The organism is Streptomyces sp. P5F9 (assembly GCF_057961495.1).
Map to the genome: position 1 here is coordinate 83,313 of NZ_JBXVPZ010000002.1, position 17,306 is coordinate 100,618.

13 protein-coding genes are annotated in these 17,306 nt (G+C 69.5%); 8 read left to right on the forward strand and 5 right to left on the reverse strand.

Annotation, left to right across the window (positions count from 1 at the left end; translation table 11 throughout):
• Nucleotides 1–6 precede the first annotated feature (6 nt).
• The 5 genes from AC31A1_RS00870 to AC31A1_RS00890 all read right to left on the reverse strand — a co-directional run bounded on the left by AC31A1_RS00870 (nt 7) and on the right by AC31A1_RS00890 (nt 4,917).
• Nucleotides 7–930 (reverse strand): expansin EXLX1 family cellulose-binding protein, encoded by a 924-nt coding sequence (locus tag AC31A1_RS00870; RefSeq protein ID WP_489651302.1) that lies wholly within the window; start codon nt 928–930, stop codon nt 7–9.
• A 200-nt stretch (nt 931–1,130) separates the two neighbouring features.
• On the reverse strand, nt 1,131–1,727 hold the full coding sequence (locus AC31A1_RS00875; protein ID WP_489651303.1) for a hypothetical protein: 597 nt from the start codon (nt 1,725–1,727) through the stop codon (nt 1,131–1,133).
• A gap of 51 nt (nt 1,728–1,778) precedes the next feature.
• Nucleotides 1,779–2,066: a hypothetical protein gene (locus AC31A1_RS00880; RefSeq protein ID WP_489651304.1), complete on the reverse strand. Its 288-nt coding sequence runs from the start codon at nt 2,064–2,066 to the stop codon at nt 1,779–1,781.
• Nucleotides 2,067–2,138: 72 nt separating this feature from the next.
• Entirely contained in the window at nt 2,139–3,575 is a 1,437-nt protein-coding gene (locus AC31A1_RS00885; protein WP_489651305.1) for a carboxylesterase/lipase family protein, read from the reverse strand.
• A gap of 55 nt (nt 3,576–3,630) precedes the next feature.
• Nucleotides 3,631–4,917 (reverse strand): MFS transporter, encoded by a 1,287-nt coding sequence (locus AC31A1_RS00890; RefSeq protein WP_489651306.1) that lies wholly within the window; start codon nt 4,915–4,917, stop codon nt 3,631–3,633.
• A 139-nt stretch (nt 4,918–5,056) separates the two neighbouring features.
• Between AC31A1_RS00890 and AC31A1_RS00895 the strand changes: the two genes are divergently transcribed.
• The 8 genes from AC31A1_RS00895 to AC31A1_RS00930 all read left to right on the forward strand — a co-directional run.
• Nucleotides 5,057–6,310 carry an ROK family protein gene (locus AC31A1_RS00895; protein WP_489651307.1) on the forward strand — a complete coding sequence of 418 codons (1,254 nt, stop codon included), beginning with the start codon at nt 5,057–5,059 and terminating at the stop codon, nt 6,308–6,310.
• 119 nt (nt 6,311–6,429) lie between these two features.
• Entirely contained in the window at nt 6,430–7,437 is a 1,008-nt protein-coding gene (locus tag AC31A1_RS00900) for a LacI family DNA-binding transcriptional regulator (RefSeq protein ID WP_489651308.1), read from the forward strand.
• 255 nt (nt 7,438–7,692) lie between these two features.
• A complete protein-coding gene (locus AC31A1_RS00905) occupies nt 7,693–9,027 on the forward strand; it encodes an ABC transporter substrate-binding protein (RefSeq protein WP_489651309.1) in 1,335 nt (444 codons plus the stop codon).
• 7 nt (nt 9,028–9,034) lie between these two features.
• Nucleotides 9,035–9,982, forward strand: a complete 948-nt coding sequence (locus AC31A1_RS00910) for a carbohydrate ABC transporter permease (protein WP_489651310.1) — start codon at nt 9,035–9,037, stop codon at nt 9,980–9,982.
• A gap of 26 nt (nt 9,983–10,008) precedes the next feature.
• Nucleotides 10,009–10,866: a carbohydrate ABC transporter permease gene (locus AC31A1_RS00915; protein ID WP_489651311.1), complete on the forward strand. Its 858-nt coding sequence runs from the start codon at nt 10,009–10,011 to the stop codon at nt 10,864–10,866.
• Nucleotides 10,867–10,895: 29 nt separating this feature from the next.
• Nucleotides 10,896–13,625, forward strand: coding sequence for a glycoside hydrolase family 38 N-terminal domain-containing protein (locus tag AC31A1_RS00920; protein ID WP_489651312.1), 2,730 nt, complete (start codon nt 10,896–10,898; stop codon nt 13,623–13,625).
• A gap of 57 nt (nt 13,626–13,682) precedes the next feature.
• Nucleotides 13,683–16,664 carry a glycoside hydrolase family 2 TIM barrel-domain containing protein gene (locus AC31A1_RS00925; protein WP_489651313.1) on the forward strand — a complete coding sequence of 994 codons (2,982 nt, stop codon included), beginning with the start codon at nt 13,683–13,685 and terminating at the stop codon, nt 16,662–16,664.
• Between the two features lie 115 nt (nt 16,665–16,779).
• Nucleotides 16,780–17,306, forward strand: a 527-nt coding sequence (locus AC31A1_RS00930; RefSeq protein WP_489651314.1) for an MOSC domain-containing protein, incomplete at its 3' end; no start/stop codon positions are given.

Sequence of the window (17,306 nt, forward strand, 5' to 3'; positions counted from 1 at the left end):
AGCGGGTCAGCGCTTGGCGAACTGGACCCGCGTGGGCTGCGTGACGTTCGCTCGCACCGCGAGTGCGGGGACGGTGAGTTGTTCGCCGTAGATGTCGGTGAGCCTGAGCGCGCCGCCGCAGCCGCTGCCGTCCTCGGAGATGAAGTAGTTGTAGTCGGTGCGCTCCAGCTGACGCCAGCCGCTGCCCACGGCGACTTCGAGGCGGGCCAGGGGATTTCGGTGGCCGATCGCCTGGATGCCGCACCAGTAGCGGGTGGAACCTGTCTTGTAGCGGATCGAGATCGTGTCGGAGGTGCTGGGGCTCGCCAGGTTCCAGGTGATCGGGATCCGGCCGGCCGAAGGGGCGGCGAGTTTGGCGAAGGCCTGTGCGCTGAGGTCGATCTGGCCGGGGGCGCAGTCCCCCGGGCATTCGTTGGTGATGCGGACCGTGATGGTCGCGCCGCCGGCCGCGTGCACGAGCACGTACGCCCCGCACGCCTTGGACGACTCGTAGTCCGCGGTGTTCATCGCGCCGGTCATGACGTCGCCGCTCGGGTCGTACAGGCAGGCGCCGCCGCCGTCCGCGTCGTAGAAGGTGGCGACTCCTCGGTAGGTGACGCCGGGGCGGATGCGTCCGGCCAACGGAGCGGTGCCGGAGGCCTGTTGGCGGGTCTTCGTGGCCGCCGTGGCGGCCGGCTTGGTGGTCGCGCGGGCGGACGGGGTCGCCGACGGCTTCTTCGATGCGGCGGTCGCCCGTGCGGAGGCGGTCGAAGTACCGCTCGCGGAGGGCGAGTTCACCGGACTGGAGCTGGTCGCGGAGGGTTCGGCCGCGACGCTTCCCGCCTCGGCCTTCACGTCCTCGTCACCCTTGTGGCCGGGCAGGAGCACCAGGGCCAGGGAGACGACGATGAGTACCGCGGCCGCCGACAGGAACAGCCACCGCTTGGACACCGGACCTCCTAGATGGCCGCCACCCATTGCTCGGGGTGAGGAAGGGAGCGATCGTGCCAGCCTCTCGGCGACGGCGGCAAGCCCTTTCTCTGGGGGCGTAGTCGGGGACAGGTGTCGTGTCGTCGTGCTTATGGGGTTCATGACGCGTGCCAACCCCCGCCGGCGGTCGCGCCACCGAACTCATCGGCCTGAAAGCCCACTTACTGCCGTTCGAAGCCGTCGGCCCGGCTCCAACGGAGTGTGGCGTCCCTCCCGAAGACGACCTGCTGCCCGTCATCGGAGACAGAGGCCCGTTCCCAACCGTCGAAGTCCTTCGTGACGTTGATGCTCCACGCGGCCAGGCTGCTGGTGCCGACGGCGGCGATGGACTCTGTCGGCGGTTCGCCGTCGTAGCAGTAGGAGCCGAAGTCGGCGATCGCGGCAACGGTTCCGTTCTTGGTGCGCAGTTGGATGCCCTGGCACGCGTCGGTCCTGGTGCGGTAGATGACTTTCGGTTCGGTCCACGCCTTCGCCCGGGGGCTGTAGTGCTGCTCGACGAGGCCCTTGCCCTGCAGGTAGTGCAGGGCCACGCGGCGACCGTCGTCGAGTTTCACCTGGGCGTTGTACGGGCTGGGGCTGCCGCTCCAGGGGAGGTCGCTCTTCTCCAACTCGGCGGTGTACACGGAGGAATCCGGGGAGGCTGTCGCGGACGGGGCTGGCGCCGCCGGGTCCTGATGACCGCCGCATGCCGCCGCAGCGATCATCACCGACACTGCCGCCGTCGCCCTGACCAGCACCTGAATGCCGGGCTTGTGCATACACGCCTCCCGTTGCCCTACCTCAGCGCAGCATAGGCATGATCCAGCTGCTCACGGTGCGGGGCGGTGGCCCAGCAGGTTCCTCGCGGCCTGGAGTGCGTCGAGTCGGAGAGCCTCGAAGGACGCGGTCCGGTCGTCGTCCTGGCCGGCGAGCGAGATCGCGCAGTCGACGATCGGCTGGAGTGGGTCCGGATAGTCGAGCGCCTCGGCGACCTCGGTCCAGATCAGATCGGCGCCGGTGGCCGGATCGAGGTTGCCGTCGGTGATCTCCTCGGCCAGCCAGTAGGCGTGGGCCCTGGCGAGTCGCCCGAGCCGCGCCTTGGCCTCTTCCCCGGTCATGGCCTCGGCCTCCGTTCGGCTGGTGGGAGACCGATCGTGTCACGACCGGAAGGCCGTTCAGCCACCGGGTTTTCAGGGTGTGGTCGGTGGCGTGGTCCAGATACGGCGCTCGGCGCTCAATGGGTCGTCGAGGGCCTGCGGGACGGTGTCCCAAGTCATCGTCGTGCGGCGCTTGTTGGTGTAGCGGGGCCAGGTGGGGCCTGGGTCCAGGTCGCGTATGAAGGCGACCCAGGCGCTGTGCATCGCGTCCGCCAGGGATTGTGGCGGATTCGGGCCCGTCGCCGCGGTGACGCGTTCGGCGTTCAGGAGGTCGAAGGCGAAGGGGATCTCTATGCAGTGGGCGGCGCTGCCCCAGGTGAAGTGGTAGAGCCAGGTGGGGAGTTCGTGATGGGCGTGGGACTCGGCGAGGGCTAGGGACGGGCCGCGGAAGATGGCGTCGGTGAGGGCTTGGCCCATGCGGAGTGCCGGGTCCGCCCTGTCCTGGAGGGCGGTGTACATCGTCACGGCGTCGGACCTCAGGCCGTGACCGGTCAGCATGGCTTCAACGGCCGCGACCGGTACGGGTGTTGGCGTGGTCCCCGGCGGCGGGTAGAACTCGCGCTGTGTGAAGCCGAGCAGGAGTGGGACAGGGGCGGCGCTGCCGTTCGCGAAGGCGTCGGGGACCGGGACCGGGACCAACTCGCCGTCTGCGAAAGGCGCCAGCGTCAGGCCCGCCTCGGGAGTGGCCAGAGCGTCCTGGAGGGCGAGCAGTTCGGCGCCGGTGAGGTCGCGGAGGGCGGAGGCGAGGGCGGGGACCCCGGTGCGTTCGGTCAGGCGGGCCGAGACGGCGAGAGCGTCTCGGCGGTGCTGGGGGGACTTGACGGCGCCGGACTGGGAGATCGCGGCGCGGAAGAGGCCGTGCGCGGAGGGCGTCGCCATCAGGGTCTGTGTGGCGCCGCCGCCCGCCGACTGGCCGGCGACGGTGACCTTTCCGGGGTCGCCGCCGAACGCGTCGATGTTGTCGCGCACCCAGGTCAGCGCGGCGATCCAGTCGAGTACGGCGCGGTTGTCGGGGGCGTCGTCGAGGTGGAGGAAGCCCTCGATGCCGAGCCGGTAGCCGATGGACACGAGGACGACGCCGTCCCGGGCGAACGCGAAGCCGTCGTACCAAGGGCTGGCGGCGGATCCGGCGACGTAGCCGCCGCCGTGGATCCAGACGAGGACCGGCAGATCGGCGCCCGGGGTCGGGTCCGGGGTGAAGACGTTGAGGTTCAGCACCCCGTCGCCCGGCACCGACGGCTCGGGGATGGTCGTGGAGCCGTCGAGGATGAAGGGGCGGCGTTGCGCCGTGGGCCCGTACCGGGTGGCGTCGAGCGGCTCGGTCCACGGCTTGGTCGGGACGGGGGCGGCGAAGCGGAGGTCGCCGACGGGGGCCTCGGCATAGGGGATGCCGAGGAAGTGGGCGGTGGTGTGCTGCCACGTCCCGAGGACAGGGCCCAGGGACGTGACAGCGAGTACGGACTGGGGCACGGAGCAACTTCCTTGTGGAGGTGGGGGGTTCGGGGTAGAGGCGAAACTCGGTCCGCTATTTGACGCCCTTGATCGGCCGGATGGCCAGCGCGCTGACCAGTACGACGGCCATGGCGAAGGCGAACAGGACACGGTATCCCGGGAGTTTGTCGGAGCCCGCGGCGAACGAGGTGACGAGTACGGAGGCGATGATCGGGCCCAGGGCCTGCGGGACGTTGGTGGCGATGTTGAGGATGCCCAGGTCCTTGCCGGCCGCCGCGCCCTTGGGCAGGACCTCGGTCATCAGGGCCATGTCCAGCGACATGTACGTACCGAATCCCATGCCGCTGACCAGCGCGTACGCGTACATCGCGGGCAGGGTCGGGCTGACCAGCGGGATGGCCATGGACAGGGCGAGCAGGACCGACGCGCCGATGACGAAGATCTTGCGGCGGCCGGTGCGGTCGGAGATCTTCGCCGCCGGGATCGCACCGGCGAGGGTGCCGACGAGGGCGAGCACGGACATCAGCTGCTGGGCGCTGTCCACGGCGTCGGCGTCCAGGCCGACGTAGTCCTGAAGGGCGTAGCGCTGATAGGTGGCGACTCCCCAGTAGCCGAGGATGAACGTCATGCGCGCCACGAACGCCCAGGCGAAATCGGGGTGTTGGCGCGGAGAGACCCAGAAGCCGGTGAGGAACTCCCGCCAGGAGAAGGGCTCCGGCGGCTCGGGGCGGGTCCGGTCCCGGTTGAGCAGGACGAACGCGAGTACCACCACCAGGACGATCGCGGCGATCACGCCGTAGCCCAGGCCGAGTCGACCGGCGTAGCGGGCGGCGACGATCACGCCGAGTGTGGCGCCGAGGTTGGAGCCGAGGCCGACGAAGGCGGAGACGATGCCGAACCGGCGCGGGGCTACGCGGTCGGCCATGACGGCGGTGAGCGGGGCCTGGACGACGTTCAGCAGCACCTGGACGGCGACCCACATCAGCGTGAGCCAGAGCAGGGTGGTGGCGTGCGAGATGGCCAGCAGGGAGAGGGCCGAGCCGACGGCGCCGAACAGCATCCAGGGGGTACGGCGGCCCAGGCGACCGCGGGTGCGGTCGGAGACAGCGCCGATGATCGGCTGGGCGAAGAGCGTGACGATGGAGGAGGTCATCGTCACCAGGGCGAGGTTCGATTCCTTCGCCGCGGCGTCGAGGTTCTGGATCTGAGCGGGGAGCAGAACCACGACGAGACCGGCGTACGCGGTGTAGAGAGCGGCGAATCCCGCACCCATCGACCACATCAGGACGTTCACCTGGGAGCTGCCCAGGGTGTCGTCCGTACGGGAAGTGGCGGGGGCGGAAGAGGTCGAAGCGGACAAGGACGCCTCCACGGGGACGGACCGGCACCGTTGCCGGTGCCGGGAGTATGGCCACGCCGATTTTTTTATTTCAAGGCTCGAAAAAAAATATCTTCGCCACCCTGACCTGATCCCGTCATACGGGGGCACAATCGGTGACGTGAACGCCCCCGCCGACTCCGCCGACGTACGACGCCGCAATCTGGCCCTCGTGCTGCGGTACCTCGACGCCCACGGCCCGTGCGCCCGTACCGAGGTCGCCGGCGGCACCGGACTGGTCCACGCCACCGTCACCGCGCTGGTCACGGAGCTGATCGACCGCGGCCTGGTGTGTGAAGCGGGGTCCGTGCCGTCCGCCGGGCGAGGCCGCCCCCGGCGTCTGCTGCGGCTGGTCCCCGAGCGCGTGGTCATCCTCGCCGCGCAGGTGACTCTGGAGTCCGTGCAGGTGATGGCGGCGGACTTCCAAGGCCGCGTCCTGCACCGCGAGTCGGCCCCCCACCACGCGCCGTACGGCGATCCGCGCGCCCTGGCCGCGGTCATCGGCTGCGTGGTGCGGTCGGCCGAGGCGGCGGTACGGGAGGCGGCGCCGCACGCCCATCTCCTCCAACTCGCCGTGGCCATGGCGGGACCGGTTGTCGGTACCTCCCAACTGGTGGCCGCCGCCATCGACTTCGGCTGGCACAGCACCGACCTGCGCGCCCTGGTCGTCGCCGAACTACCCTTTCTGGACTGCCCTGTTGACGTGGTGAACGACGCGAACACGGCGGCGCTGGCCGAGTACCACGCCCTCGCGGCCGACGGCGTCGAGCACCCCGACACCGTCGCCTACATCAAGGCCGACACCGGAGTGGGCGGCGGTCTGCTCGTCAACGGCCGGGTGCACAGCGGGAGTCACGGCATGGCGGGTGAGATCGGACATGTGCCGATCGCCCTCGACGGCCCCGACTGCCGTTGCGGGACACGGGGTTGCCTGGCGACGTACATCGGCCCCGAACCCCTCATCCACGCGGCCGGGTTGGACGCCGTAGCCGAGTCGGAGGGCGGCGAGGCGGCGCTGGCCGAGCTGGACCGACGGCTGCGCGCGGGCGATCCGGACGCGGTCGCCGCGCTCGGCACGGCCGGGCACGCACTCGGAGCTGCCGTCCTCGGCGTGTCCGGTGTCACCGACGCGGGCGAGATCATCCTCGGCGGATACCTCGCCACCTGGGCCTCCTGGCTCATGCCCGGCCTGGAGGCACGACTCGCCGGACGCCGTGCCCTGGCGCCCGACATGCAGCCGGTGATCACCTTCGGCGTGCTCGGCGGCGAGGCGACACTGCGCGGCGCGTTCCAGACCTGCCGGGACGCCCTGCTCGACGATCCCACCGGTGTTCCGTCGCTCGCCCGGACCCCGATTTCCGTGCCGTCCCAGTAGCGCGACGCCCACACACATCGTCCTCCACCTTCCCGTCGTGGCTTCGTACGTCCGCCCTCGTACATGCATACTCGGGCTCTGCGCGCGCACCGGCGTTCGCGAGAAGCGGGAGGTGGGCGATGGTGGTGCCGTCGGCAACGGGGACGGAACCCCGGAAAATCACGATCAATGATGTCGCCAAGTCCGCCGGGGTGTCCCGGCAGACGGTGTCACGGGCGCTGAACGACAAGGACGAGATCGACAGCGTCACCAAACAGCGGGTGCTCGACGCCGCCCGCGCGCTCGGTTACCGCCCGAGCCGGTTCGCCCGGGGTCTGGTCCGCCAGGACACGATGACCATCGGGCTGGTGATCCCCGATCTGCTCAACCCGTTCTTCACCGAGGTCGCCGCCGCCGCGCTGGAGGCGGCCAGGACCCGTGGCTGGCAGGTCGTCGTGTACGACACCGGGGACCGGGCGGAAGAGGAGCTCGGCACGCTCCAGGTGATCAGTTCCCAAGTGGACGCGGTCATCGGCTACTTCAGCTGTCCCGAGAGCGACCTGGAGAAGTTCACGCGTGGCATGCCGGTGGTGCTCATCGGCCGGGAACAGCGCACGCGGTTCAGCGCGATCCAGATCGACGGCGCGGCGGGGGTCCATGCCGCGGTCGCCCACCTGGTCGCGGGGGGGCACACCCGGATCGGCATGCTGGACCACCACACCCGGGCCGAACCGAGCATCCGGCACGAGTGGTTCACGACGGCCGCGGCGGCCCACGGGATCGAGGCCGGCCTGATGGTCCCCGCGGACCAGACGGCCGACGGCGGCGGATCGGCGCTCAGGCAACTGCTCGCCGACCACCCCGACGTCACCGCCGTGTTCACGTTCAACGACATCATCGCGATCGGCGCCCTGCGAGAGGCACGCCGACTCGGCAGGAGCATCCCGCAGGAGCTGGCGGTCATCGGCTTCGACGGTCTGCAGCTCGGGGCGCTCGTCGAGCCCCCGCTCACCAGCGTCGCCCTCGACACCCGCCGGCTCGGCGCGCTCGCCATCGAGCAGGTCGCGCGGTTGCTCTCGGGAGAGGAAGCGCTTGCCGCCGACGACCTGGTGGTACGGGGCGAACTGCGGCTGAGCGGCTCCGCCTGACCGCCACTCGTGCGCGTCCGGTCCGAATGTCTTGACACTCGCCCGCGCCGAAGCGCAGACTTCCGAACATTCCAAAATGCATGTCGAGGTCTATCTGCAGGCAGTCCCGTGAGCGCTCACGGGAGCGCTCACGGGACGCTCTTAGACCCCAGAGAAATGGTGTGCCCCCGTCCCTTCCACCCAGAAGGCCTCCGCCCTCGGGATCACCATCGAGCCGCCTAGCACCGTCGCTAGTCGTTGTCTGGAACGGAAACCATGAGCAGCACAATCACGCGCATCCGCCTCGGCGCCGTAGCCGTGGCCGCCAGTGTCGCCGTACTCGCCGGATGCTCGTCGTCCTCGCCGTCGACGAAGACATCCGCGGCCTCCTGCGCACCGGCGAAGGGCAAGATCACCCTCCAGTACTGGAACACCGTTCCGGGCATGGACAAGGTCGTCGCCCTGTGGAACAAGAAGAACCCGGACATCCAGGTCTCGACGAAGAACATCTCCAACGACCAGTACGGCATCCTCAGCAACGCCCTCAAGGCGGGCAAGGCGCCGGACCTCGCCCAGGTCGGCTACGACGAGTTGCCCAACCTGCGCACCCAGGGCGCGTTCGTGGACGCCTCGTCCTGCTCGGCGGCCACCGCGGCCAAGTCGAAGTTCGTGCCCTGGACCTGGTCGCAGACCAGCTTCGGCAACACCGGGGTCTTCGCTCTGCCGCAGGACACCGGCCCGATGGCGCTCTACGTCCGCAGTGACATCTTCAAGAAGTACAAGATCGCGATCCCCACGACGTGGGCCGAGTACGCGGCCGCCGCGGCCAAACTGCACACGGCGGACCCCAACCTCGACATCACGTTCTTCGACCCGAACAACGCCGAGTGGTTCAACGGGTTGCTCTGGCAGAACAACTCGCAGATGTACAGCTACGCGGACAACAAGTGGCAGGTCACCGTCGCCTCGGACCAGAGCAAGCAGGTCGCCGACTACTGGCAGAAGCTGATCGCCGGCAAGCTCGTGCGCACCGACCTCGCCAACGGTTCGACGCAGATGTACGCCGCGTACCAGAAGGACCAGATCGCCAGTTACGTCGGCGCGGCCTGGGGCTACAGCATGTTCCGCGACAACCTTCCCAAGCAGGCCGGGAAGTGGACGATCGTCCCGATGCCGACGTGGGGTTCGAACGGCGCCTCCGGTGACTGGGGCGGTTCGACCGTCGCGTTCATGAAGGGGAGCAAGCACCTCTACGAGTCGGTCAAGTTCAACACCTGGCTGAACACCGACCCGGAGGCCCTCGCGCTGGAGAACCAGCTGGGCGGCCTCTACCCGGCGGCCAACGCGGGGCTCCAACTGCCCGCGCTGTCCAAGGGAGTTCCGTACTACGACAACGAGAAGATCTTCGACGTGTTCGCCGACTCGTCCAAGAAGATCAACACCAGTTTCGCCTGGGGTCCCACGCAGAAGACGGTGAACCTCGCGCTCCAGGACGCGATGGCCAAGGCGGCGGCCGGTGACGGCACGCTCAGCGACGCGCTGGCGACAGCCCAGGCGGCCGCGCTGAAGTCCATGAAGGACCAGGCGATCCCGGCCGCGGCGGGCAAGTGACCGCGCGATGACCGACATCGCAACGCGCGCGGCGCGCGTGGTGCAGTCCCCCGGGGGCCGCCGCCGTCTCAACGGCGGCGGCCCCCGGGCGGGCACCATCTTCGCGTTCGTGATCCCGTTCTTCCTCCCGTTCGTACTCTTCTACCTGGTGCCGGTCGGCTACGCCTTGTGGCAGAGCGTCCGCGTCGTCCGCCGCACCGGCGGGCAGTACGGCACCTCGTACACGACGTTCGGCGGCTTCGACCAGTACGAAAAGGTCTTCCAGAACAGCGAGTTCTGGTCCAGCGTCGGGCGCATCGGCCTGTTCGGCATCGTGCAGGTGCCGGTGATGCTGTTCGTCGCCCTGGTCATCGCGCTGCTCCTCGACACCCCCCTGCTGAAGCTCAAGTCGGTCTTCCGCATCACCGCGTTCATGCCGTACGCCGTGCCCGGTGTGATCGCCGCGATCATGTGGTCGTACCTCTACTCGCCCCAACTCAGCCCCGTCGTCGACCTGTTGAACAACATCAGGCTCAAGCCCGACTTCCTGGGCCCGGGTGCCGTGCTGTGGTCGGCGGCGAACATCTCGACGTGGCTGTGGACCGGCTACAACATGCTGATCATGTTCTCGGCGCTGCAGTCGATCCCGCAGGAGCTGTACGAGGCCGCCAAGCTCGACGGCGCCAACAACTGGACCATCGCCTGGCAGATCAAGGTCCCGATCATCGCCCCGTCGATCGTCCTCACCACGGTGTTCTCGATCATCGGCACCCTCCAGCTCTACGCCGAGCCGGCCGTGCTGCGGCAGATCTCCTCGAACATCTCCAGCACGTTCACGCCGAACATGCTCGCCTACGCGGTGGCCTCCGGGAACAACTACCAGCAGGCCGCGGCGATCTCCGTGGTCATCGCCGTCATCACCTTCGTCCTGAGCTTCGGGTTCATGCGACTGACGTCGAAGAGGGCCGGCCTGTGAACAACCGATCCATGAGCGGCCGATCCATGAACAAGCCATCCGTGAACCGCGAGAGCCAGGTCAGTCGTACGGCCGCGATGGCCCTGATGCTGCTCCTGGCGATCTACTTCCTGCTGCCGATCTACTTCCTGATCGTCGCCGCCACCAAGCCGCAGGGCGACCTCGCCGCCACCAACGGCCTGGCGTTCTCGCACTTCAACCTGTTCGAGAACCTGCGTGTCCTGTTCAGCCGCAGCGACGGCATCTTCGGCAAGTGGATCGTCAACACCGTGATCTACGCGGTGTTCGGCGCCCTCGTGGGAACGCTGATCTCCGCGCTGTGCGGCTACGCGCTCGCCAAGTTCCGCTTCCGGGGGCGGGAGTTCCTGTTCTCGGTCATCCTCGGCGGTGTCCTCGTCCCGACCACCGCGCTGGCGCTCCCGCTGTTCCTGCTGTTCTCGGCGACGGGCATCGTCAACACGTACTTCGCGGTGTTCCTGCCCAGCATCGTCAGCCCGTTCGGCGTCTATCTCGCGCGGATCTTCGCCAACGCCGCTGTGCCGCAGGAGCTGTTGGAGTCGGCGCGGCTGGACGGCGCCGGTGAGTTCCGCACGTTCTTCTCGGTGGCGTTCAAGCTGATGACGCCCTCGCTGGTGACCATCTTCCTGTTCCAGTTCGTCGCGATCTGGAACAACTTCTTCCTGCCGATGGTGATGCTGCAGAAGGAGTCCCTCTTCCCGATCACGCTCGGCCTGTACGAGTGGAACGGCCAGACCGCCCGCGCCCCACTGCTCCAGGAGTCGGTGATCACCGGCTCGCTGGTGTCGATCGTGCCCGTGATCATCGTGTTCATCCTGCTCCAGCGGTTCTGGCGCACCGGACTCGCCGCCGGTTCCCTCAAGTGACCGTCCCCGCACAGAAGGTGCCTCTCGCGATGCCCAACCCCGCTGTGTTCGTGCCCCACTTTCACTGGGACCGGGAGTGGTACGAGCCCTTCCAGGTGTTCCGGCACCGGCTCGTCGCCGCTCTCGACACCGTGCTGGAGACGGCGGAGGCGGACCCGGACTTCCGGTTCACCGTCGACGGCCAAATGGCCGCGGTCGAGGACTACTTGGAGATGCGGCCGGAGAACCGCGACCGGGTCGCGGCCCTGGTCGGCGAGGGCCGGCTCGCGGTCGGGCCATGGCTGATCCTGCTCGACGAGTTCCTCTGCTCCGGCGAGACCATCGTCCGTAATCTACAAATGGGCTGGGCCGCCGCGGCCGCACTGGGCGGCGCGATGCCGATCGGCTATCTGCCGGACATGTTCGGCCACGTCGCGCAGATGCCGCAGATCCTGGCGCGCGCCGGTATCGAGCACGCGGCGCTGTGGCGCGGAGTCCCCGGCTCCGTCGATGGCCATGCCTTCAACTGGCGTGCCCCGGACGGCTCCCAGGTCCGTACCGAATTCCTCTTCGACGGCTACGACAACGGCCTCGACGTCCTGCTGGTACCTGACCGGATCGGCCGCGCGCTCGGCGACTACGCCGAGATGACGGCCGAACACTGGGGCGGCGACCCGGTGTTGGCGATGGCCGGCACCGACCACAGCGCGCCCGACCCCCAACTCGCCTCCTGGCTACGGCAAGCCGCCGGCGAGAGCCGCGCGATCACCATCGCCACCCTCGACGAGTACCTCCGCAAGCACGTCCGCGACGAGGTCTCCGCCGTCGTCACCGGTGAGCTGCGCAGCCATGTGCGCGGCAACATCCTCCCCGGCGTGCTCTCGGTCCGGCTCGGTCTGAAGCAGCGGATGGCCGTCGCGGAGCGCACGATTGACCACGCCGAGCGCATGAACGCCCTGTGGTCCCCGCGCGACGAGTCGCCGTTCCTGGACCTCGCCTGGCACAAGATCATCGAGTCGACCGCGCACGACTCGGTGGTCGGCTCCGGCACCGACGAGACCTGCGACCAGGTCGCCGCCCGCCTCGCCGAAGCCGCACAGACCGCGCGTGCCGTACGGGACGCGGCGCTCACCGAGCCCGCCGAACTGGTCCCGAGCGACGGCTACTTGGTCGCCAACCCGCTGCCGTTCGACCGCTCGGTGCTGGTCGAGGTGGACGTCGTGGCCCCGCCGGAGGGCACCGACCTGCTCGCGACCGCCGCCGACGGCTCGACGGCCCCCGTACAGCTGATCTCCGAGGCCCCGACCGTCCTCAGCGACGAGCGCATGGACGCCTCGCAGCTCGAACGCGTCCTGCGCCGTATCCACCGCCGCGAACTCTTCGGCCGCCAGATCGACCACTACGAACTCACCCCCGGCGCCCTCGTGTTCCACCTCGCCGAGGTGCCGACCGCCGGCCCCTTCGACCTGCTGATCCTGCGCCGCGAGGTCGCCGAAGCGGCAGCCCAACATCCGGGTGAGTGGCGGGTGTTGACGCTGGAGGAGGCCCGGGCCACCGCACTCGTCCCTGTGAACGTACCCGCCTCCGGGCTGGCGTCCTTCCGGGTCGAGCCGAGCGACCGCGCCTCCGTCGCCGTAGCGTCGCACGCGCCCGCCACGGCGACGGACCGCGCGCTCGCCAACGGCCTGGTCGAGGTCGCGGTCGCCGCCGACGGCACCCTGGATCTGACCGGGCCCGACGGCACCGTGCTGTACGGAGTCGGCCGCTTGGTCGACGGCGGTGACCGAGGTGACAGTTACAACTACGCTCCCCCGGCGCACGACGTCCGCGTCTCCGAGCCGAGGGAGATCGCTGTCGAAGTCGTCGAGAACGGTCCGCTGCGCGCACGGCTGCGGGTCACCCGCGTCTACGAATGGCCGGCCGCGCTCTCCGCCGACCGGGATCTCCGCAGCGAACAGACCGTGCCGACGCCGGTGGACACGCTCGTGGAGGTGCGTGCGGGCGAGCCGTTCGCGCGGGTCTCCACGTCCTTCCTCAACCAGTCCGCCGACCACCGGCTGCGCTTCCACGTGCCGCTGCCCGAGCGGGTGGCCACCTCCGCGTCGGCCGGTCAATTCGCCGTCACCGAGCGCGGGTTGACCGCCGAGGGCGGCTGGGGTGAGTATCCGCTGCCGACCTTCCCCGCCGGTTCGTTCGTGTCGGCCGGTGCCGCCACCGTCCTGCTCGACCACTCCAGCGAGTACGAACTCGTCGGCGACGGCTCCGAACTCGCGATCACGCTGCTGCGCGCGATCGGCTCGATCAGTGTCAACATCCACCCCCTGCGCGATGAACCGGCGGCAAGTGAGATCCCCGTACCCGGTGCGCAAGACCTCGGGATGCGGATCGAGAACCGGTTCGCGGTCGTCCCCTCGGCGACCGGCTGGCGCGGTGCGAACGCGGTCGCTCTCGCCGAGGAGTTCCGCAACGACGTACTGGTCACCCGCGGGACCGCGCCCGCCGGGCGTCAACTGCCGCCCGACACCACGGGGTTGAGAGTCCACGGTGAGGACGTCCTCGTCTCGGCCGTCCGCCGTGTCATCGACGACGAGCACGGGTCCGGCACCGAGGTGCGGCTGACCGCGATGCGCGACACCGCGTCGACGGTCCGCGTGACGGGGGCGTTCACCGAGGCCGTCACCGTCGATCTGCTCGGCCGCACGATCTCCCGCACTCAGGTCCAGGACGAGCTGGAACTCGCCCTCGGTCCCTGGGAGATCCGCACCGTCGTGCTCCGGTAGGCCGCCATGATCGAATGCAATGCACCCGTTCCGCACCCACGAAAGCGTTGTGACCTCTTGCTTCCCGAGTCCTCCCCCCATGTTGACGACCTCGCACCCGGACATGGCGCCCTGCGCCCGGCGCGCTCGTGGCTGCACTCCGACGCGCCGTCCCTTTCCCTGAACGGGGCTTGGCGCTTCCGCCTGTCCCCCACGGCGTCGGCGGCGGAGGACTTCGCGGGCGACGGCTTCGACGACAACGCCTGGGACAACATCCCCGTGCCCGCGCACTGGGTACTTGAGGGCGACGGAGCGTACGGCCGCCCGATCTACACGAACGTCCAGTTCCCGTTCCCGATCGACCCGCCGTACGTCCCGGACGAGAACCCCACCGGCGACTACCGCCGCACCTTCGTCGTCCCCGCCGACTGGTTGGACGCGGAGCGGGTCGTGCTGCGCTTCGACGGTGTCGAGTCGCTGTTCCGCGTGTGGGTCAACGGCGTCGGGATCGGCGGCGCGAGCGGCAGCCGGCTCGCCCACGAATTCGATGTGACGGACGCCGTACGCCCTGGTGAGAACGTCGTCGCGGTGCGGGTGCACCAGTGGTCGGCGGCCAGTTACGTCGAGGACCAGGACCAGTGGTGGCTGCCGGGCATCTTCCGCGACGTCACCCTGACCGCCCGTCCGGCCGGTGGCATCGAGGACGTCTGGCTGCGGACCGGCTTCGACGACGGGCGCGGGCGGGTCGAGGCTGAAGTCGTCGCCTCCGCTACGGCGTTCCCGGTCACCCTGCGCATCCCCGAACTCGGTGTCGAGCAGGTCTGGGCAACGCCGGACGACGTGGCTCCCGTGGACATCGCCGAAGTCGAGCCCTGGTCGGCCGAGTTGCCCCGCCTGTACGACGCCACCGTCTCGACGGCCGCGGAGACCGTGTCCCTGCGGGTGGGTTTCCGTACGGTCGAGATCCGCGGAGACCAGTTCCTGGTCAACGGGCGCCGGGTCGTGTTCCACGGCGTGAACCGGCACGAGACCCACCCCGAGCGCGGCCGTGTCTTCAACGAGGAGCACGCACGCGCGGACCTGGCGCTGATGAAGCGGTACAACGTGAACGCGATCCGCACCAGCCACTACCCGCCGCATCCCCGGCTGCTCGACCTCGCCGACGAGCTCGGGTTCTGGGTGATCCTGGAATGCGATCTGGAGACGCACGGCTTCGGCAAGGTCGACTGGGTCGGCAATCCCAGTGACGACCCGGCCTGGCGCGAGGCGTATCTCGACCGTATCGAGCGCACGGTGGAGCGGGACAAGAACCACCCCAGCATCGTGATCTGGTCGCTCGGCAACGAGGCGGGCACCGGCAGCAACCTCGCCGCAATGTCGGCGTGGGTCCACGCCCGCGACGCCGAACGCCCCGTGCACTACGAGGGCGACTACACCGGCGAGTACACCGACATCTACTCGCGCATGTACGCGTCCGTGCTGGAGACCGAGCAGATCGGCACCGACGGTTCACGCGCCCCGCTGCTCAACTGCACACCCGCGCAGGGCACCCGGCAGCGCACCAGGCCGTTCCTGCTCTGCGAGTACGCGCACGCGATGGGCAACGGGCCGGGCGCGTTCGACCAGTACGAGGCGCTGGTGCGCCGACACCCGCGCCTGCACGGCGGGTTCGTCTGGGAGTGGCGCGACCACGGCATCCTGGCCACGGCTCCGGACGGGACGCCCTACTACGCGTACGGCGGCGACTTCGGAGAGGTCGTCCATGACGGCAACTTCGTGATGGACGGCATGGTGTTGAGCAATGACGTGCCGACCCCGAGCCTCCACGAGTTCAAGGCCGTCGTGGCGCCGGTGCACTTCGCCTTCGACGGCGACACCGTCGCGGTCACCAGCCTCCGGCACACGACCGACACGTCCGACCTGCGCTTCCGCTGGCGGGTCGAGCACGACGGACTGGCCGTGGAATCAGGGGAGTTGGAGATCCCCCTCATCGCGGCGGGCGACTCGGGCCGGGTGTCGCTGCCGTCGATTCCGGTGGCGCGGGATGCCGAGACGTGGCTGACGATCGACGCGGTGCTGGCGACGGCGACCCCTTGGGCGCCCGAGGGTCATGTCGTAGCAACTGCCCAGCTGGACCGATCGGTTCGCCGTCCTGTTCCCGGTGGCCGCGGCCGGTTCGACTGGCAGCCGGGCGACGGGACGCTCACGCTGGGCGTCGCCGAGTTCGTCGGCGGGTCTCTCGTGAAGCTGGGCGAACGCGCCGTAGCGGGACCGCGGTTGGAGCTGTTCCGCGCGCCGACCGACAACGACAAGGGCGCGTGGGGCGAGGTCGACGAGAGTGACGCGAGCGTCTCCGGGGTCTCCAACGCCGAGCTGTGGCATCGCGACGGGCTCGACCGCTTGACCACGCGCCGGGTGTCCGTGGAGCAGAGCGCGGGCGCGCTGCGCACGGTCGACAAGGTGTCGGCCGCCGACTCGGCCCTGTCGGTGCTGGTGGAGTCCGTGTGGTCGCGCGAGAGCGACGGCGAAGTCGAGCTGCGGGTGGAGATCCAGCCCTCGCACGGCTGGCAGACGGTGTGGCCGCGGATCGGGGTGCGTTTCGACCTGCCCGACGGCACGGCTCCGGTCGACGGCGCCGAGTGGTTCGGCCTCGGCCCGCTGGAGTCCTACCCCGACAGCGTGCGCGCGGCCCGCACCGGCCGTTTCTCCGCGAGCATCCGCGACCTCTCGGTCGACTACGCGCGCCCCCAGGAGACCGGGCACCGCTCCGAACTGCGCCGACTGGTCCTGACCAGCGGAGACGCCGAAGTGCTGCGCGTCGAGGCCCTCCCGGACACGCACGGTCGCCGTCCCGGCTTCACGCTCACCCGGCACACCCCGCAGGAGATCGCCAAGGCCGGCCACCCCTTCGAGCTGCCGGAGTCGACGACGAGCCGGCTGTTCGTCGACGCGGACCAGCACGGGCTCGGCTCACGGGCCTGCGGCCCGGACGTGTGGCCCGAGTTCGCGCTGCGCCCGGAAGCCCGGACGATCAGGCTCCGGATCACGGCACGGAACTAGACCGATACGGAGAGGGTGCGGTCTCGCGCGGCGGGGACCGCACCCCCAGTATGGGAGGGGATGGCTGCCGTACCAGTCGTCCCTTGGGAAAATTCCCCGCGGGAAGGAGTTCCCCGTGCCCACCCTGCTGTCGGTGAATGTCGGCATGCCGAAGGACGTTCCCTGGCAGGGCAAGACCATCTACACGGGTGTGTGGAAGTACCCGGTGGTCGGCCCGGCGATGGTCCGCCGGCTCAACATCGACGGCGACGGCCAGGGCGACACCGCGGGCCACGGCGGCGAACAGCGGGCGGTCCTCGTCTACCAGATCCAGTCGTACCGGCACTGGCAGCGGCACTTCGGCCGCGACGACCTCGGCTACGGCCAGTTCGGCGAGAACCTCACCGTGGACGGCCTGCCCGACGACGAGGTCTGCGTCGGTGACCGGTACCGCATCGGCGAGGCCGAGTTCGAGGTCACCCAGCCGCGCGTCACCTGCTACCGCGTCGGCATGCGCTTCGGCGAACCCGAGCTGGCCGCGCTGCTGGTGAGCCATCACCGGCCCGGGTTCTACATGAGGGTCGTGCGGGAGGGGCGGGTGCAGGCCGGCGACCGGATCGTACGGACGAGGACCGGTCCCGGCGCGCTGAGCGTCGCCGACAC

Excerpts from the sequence above, each read along its gene's own strand:
- AC31A1_RS00905 (WP_489651309.1), top strand. The coding sequence starts at position 7,693 with ATGAGCAGCACAATCACGCGCATCCGCCTCGGCGCCGTAGCCGTGGCC.
- AC31A1_RS00875 (WP_489651303.1), bottom strand. The coding sequence starts at position 1,727 with ATGCACAAGCCCGGCATTCAGGTGCTGGTCAGGGCGACGGCGGCAGTG.
- AC31A1_RS00900 (WP_489651308.1), top strand. The coding sequence starts at position 6,430 with ATGGTGGTGCCGTCGGCAACGGGGACGGAACCCCGGAAAATCACGATC.
- AC31A1_RS00915 (WP_489651311.1), top strand. The coding sequence starts at position 10,009 with ATGAACAAGCCATCCGTGAACCGCGAGAGCCAGGTCAGTCGTACGGCC.
- AC31A1_RS00920 (WP_489651312.1), top strand. The coding sequence starts at position 10,896 with ATGCCCAACCCCGCTGTGTTCGTGCCCCACTTTCACTGGGACCGGGAG.
- AC31A1_RS00910 (WP_489651310.1), top strand. The coding sequence starts at position 9,035 with ATGACCGACATCGCAACGCGCGCGGCGCGCGTGGTGCAGTCCCCCGGG.
- AC31A1_RS00880 (WP_489651304.1), bottom strand. The coding sequence starts at position 2,066 with ATGACCGGGGAAGAGGCCAAGGCGCGGCTCGGGCGACTCGCCAGGGCC.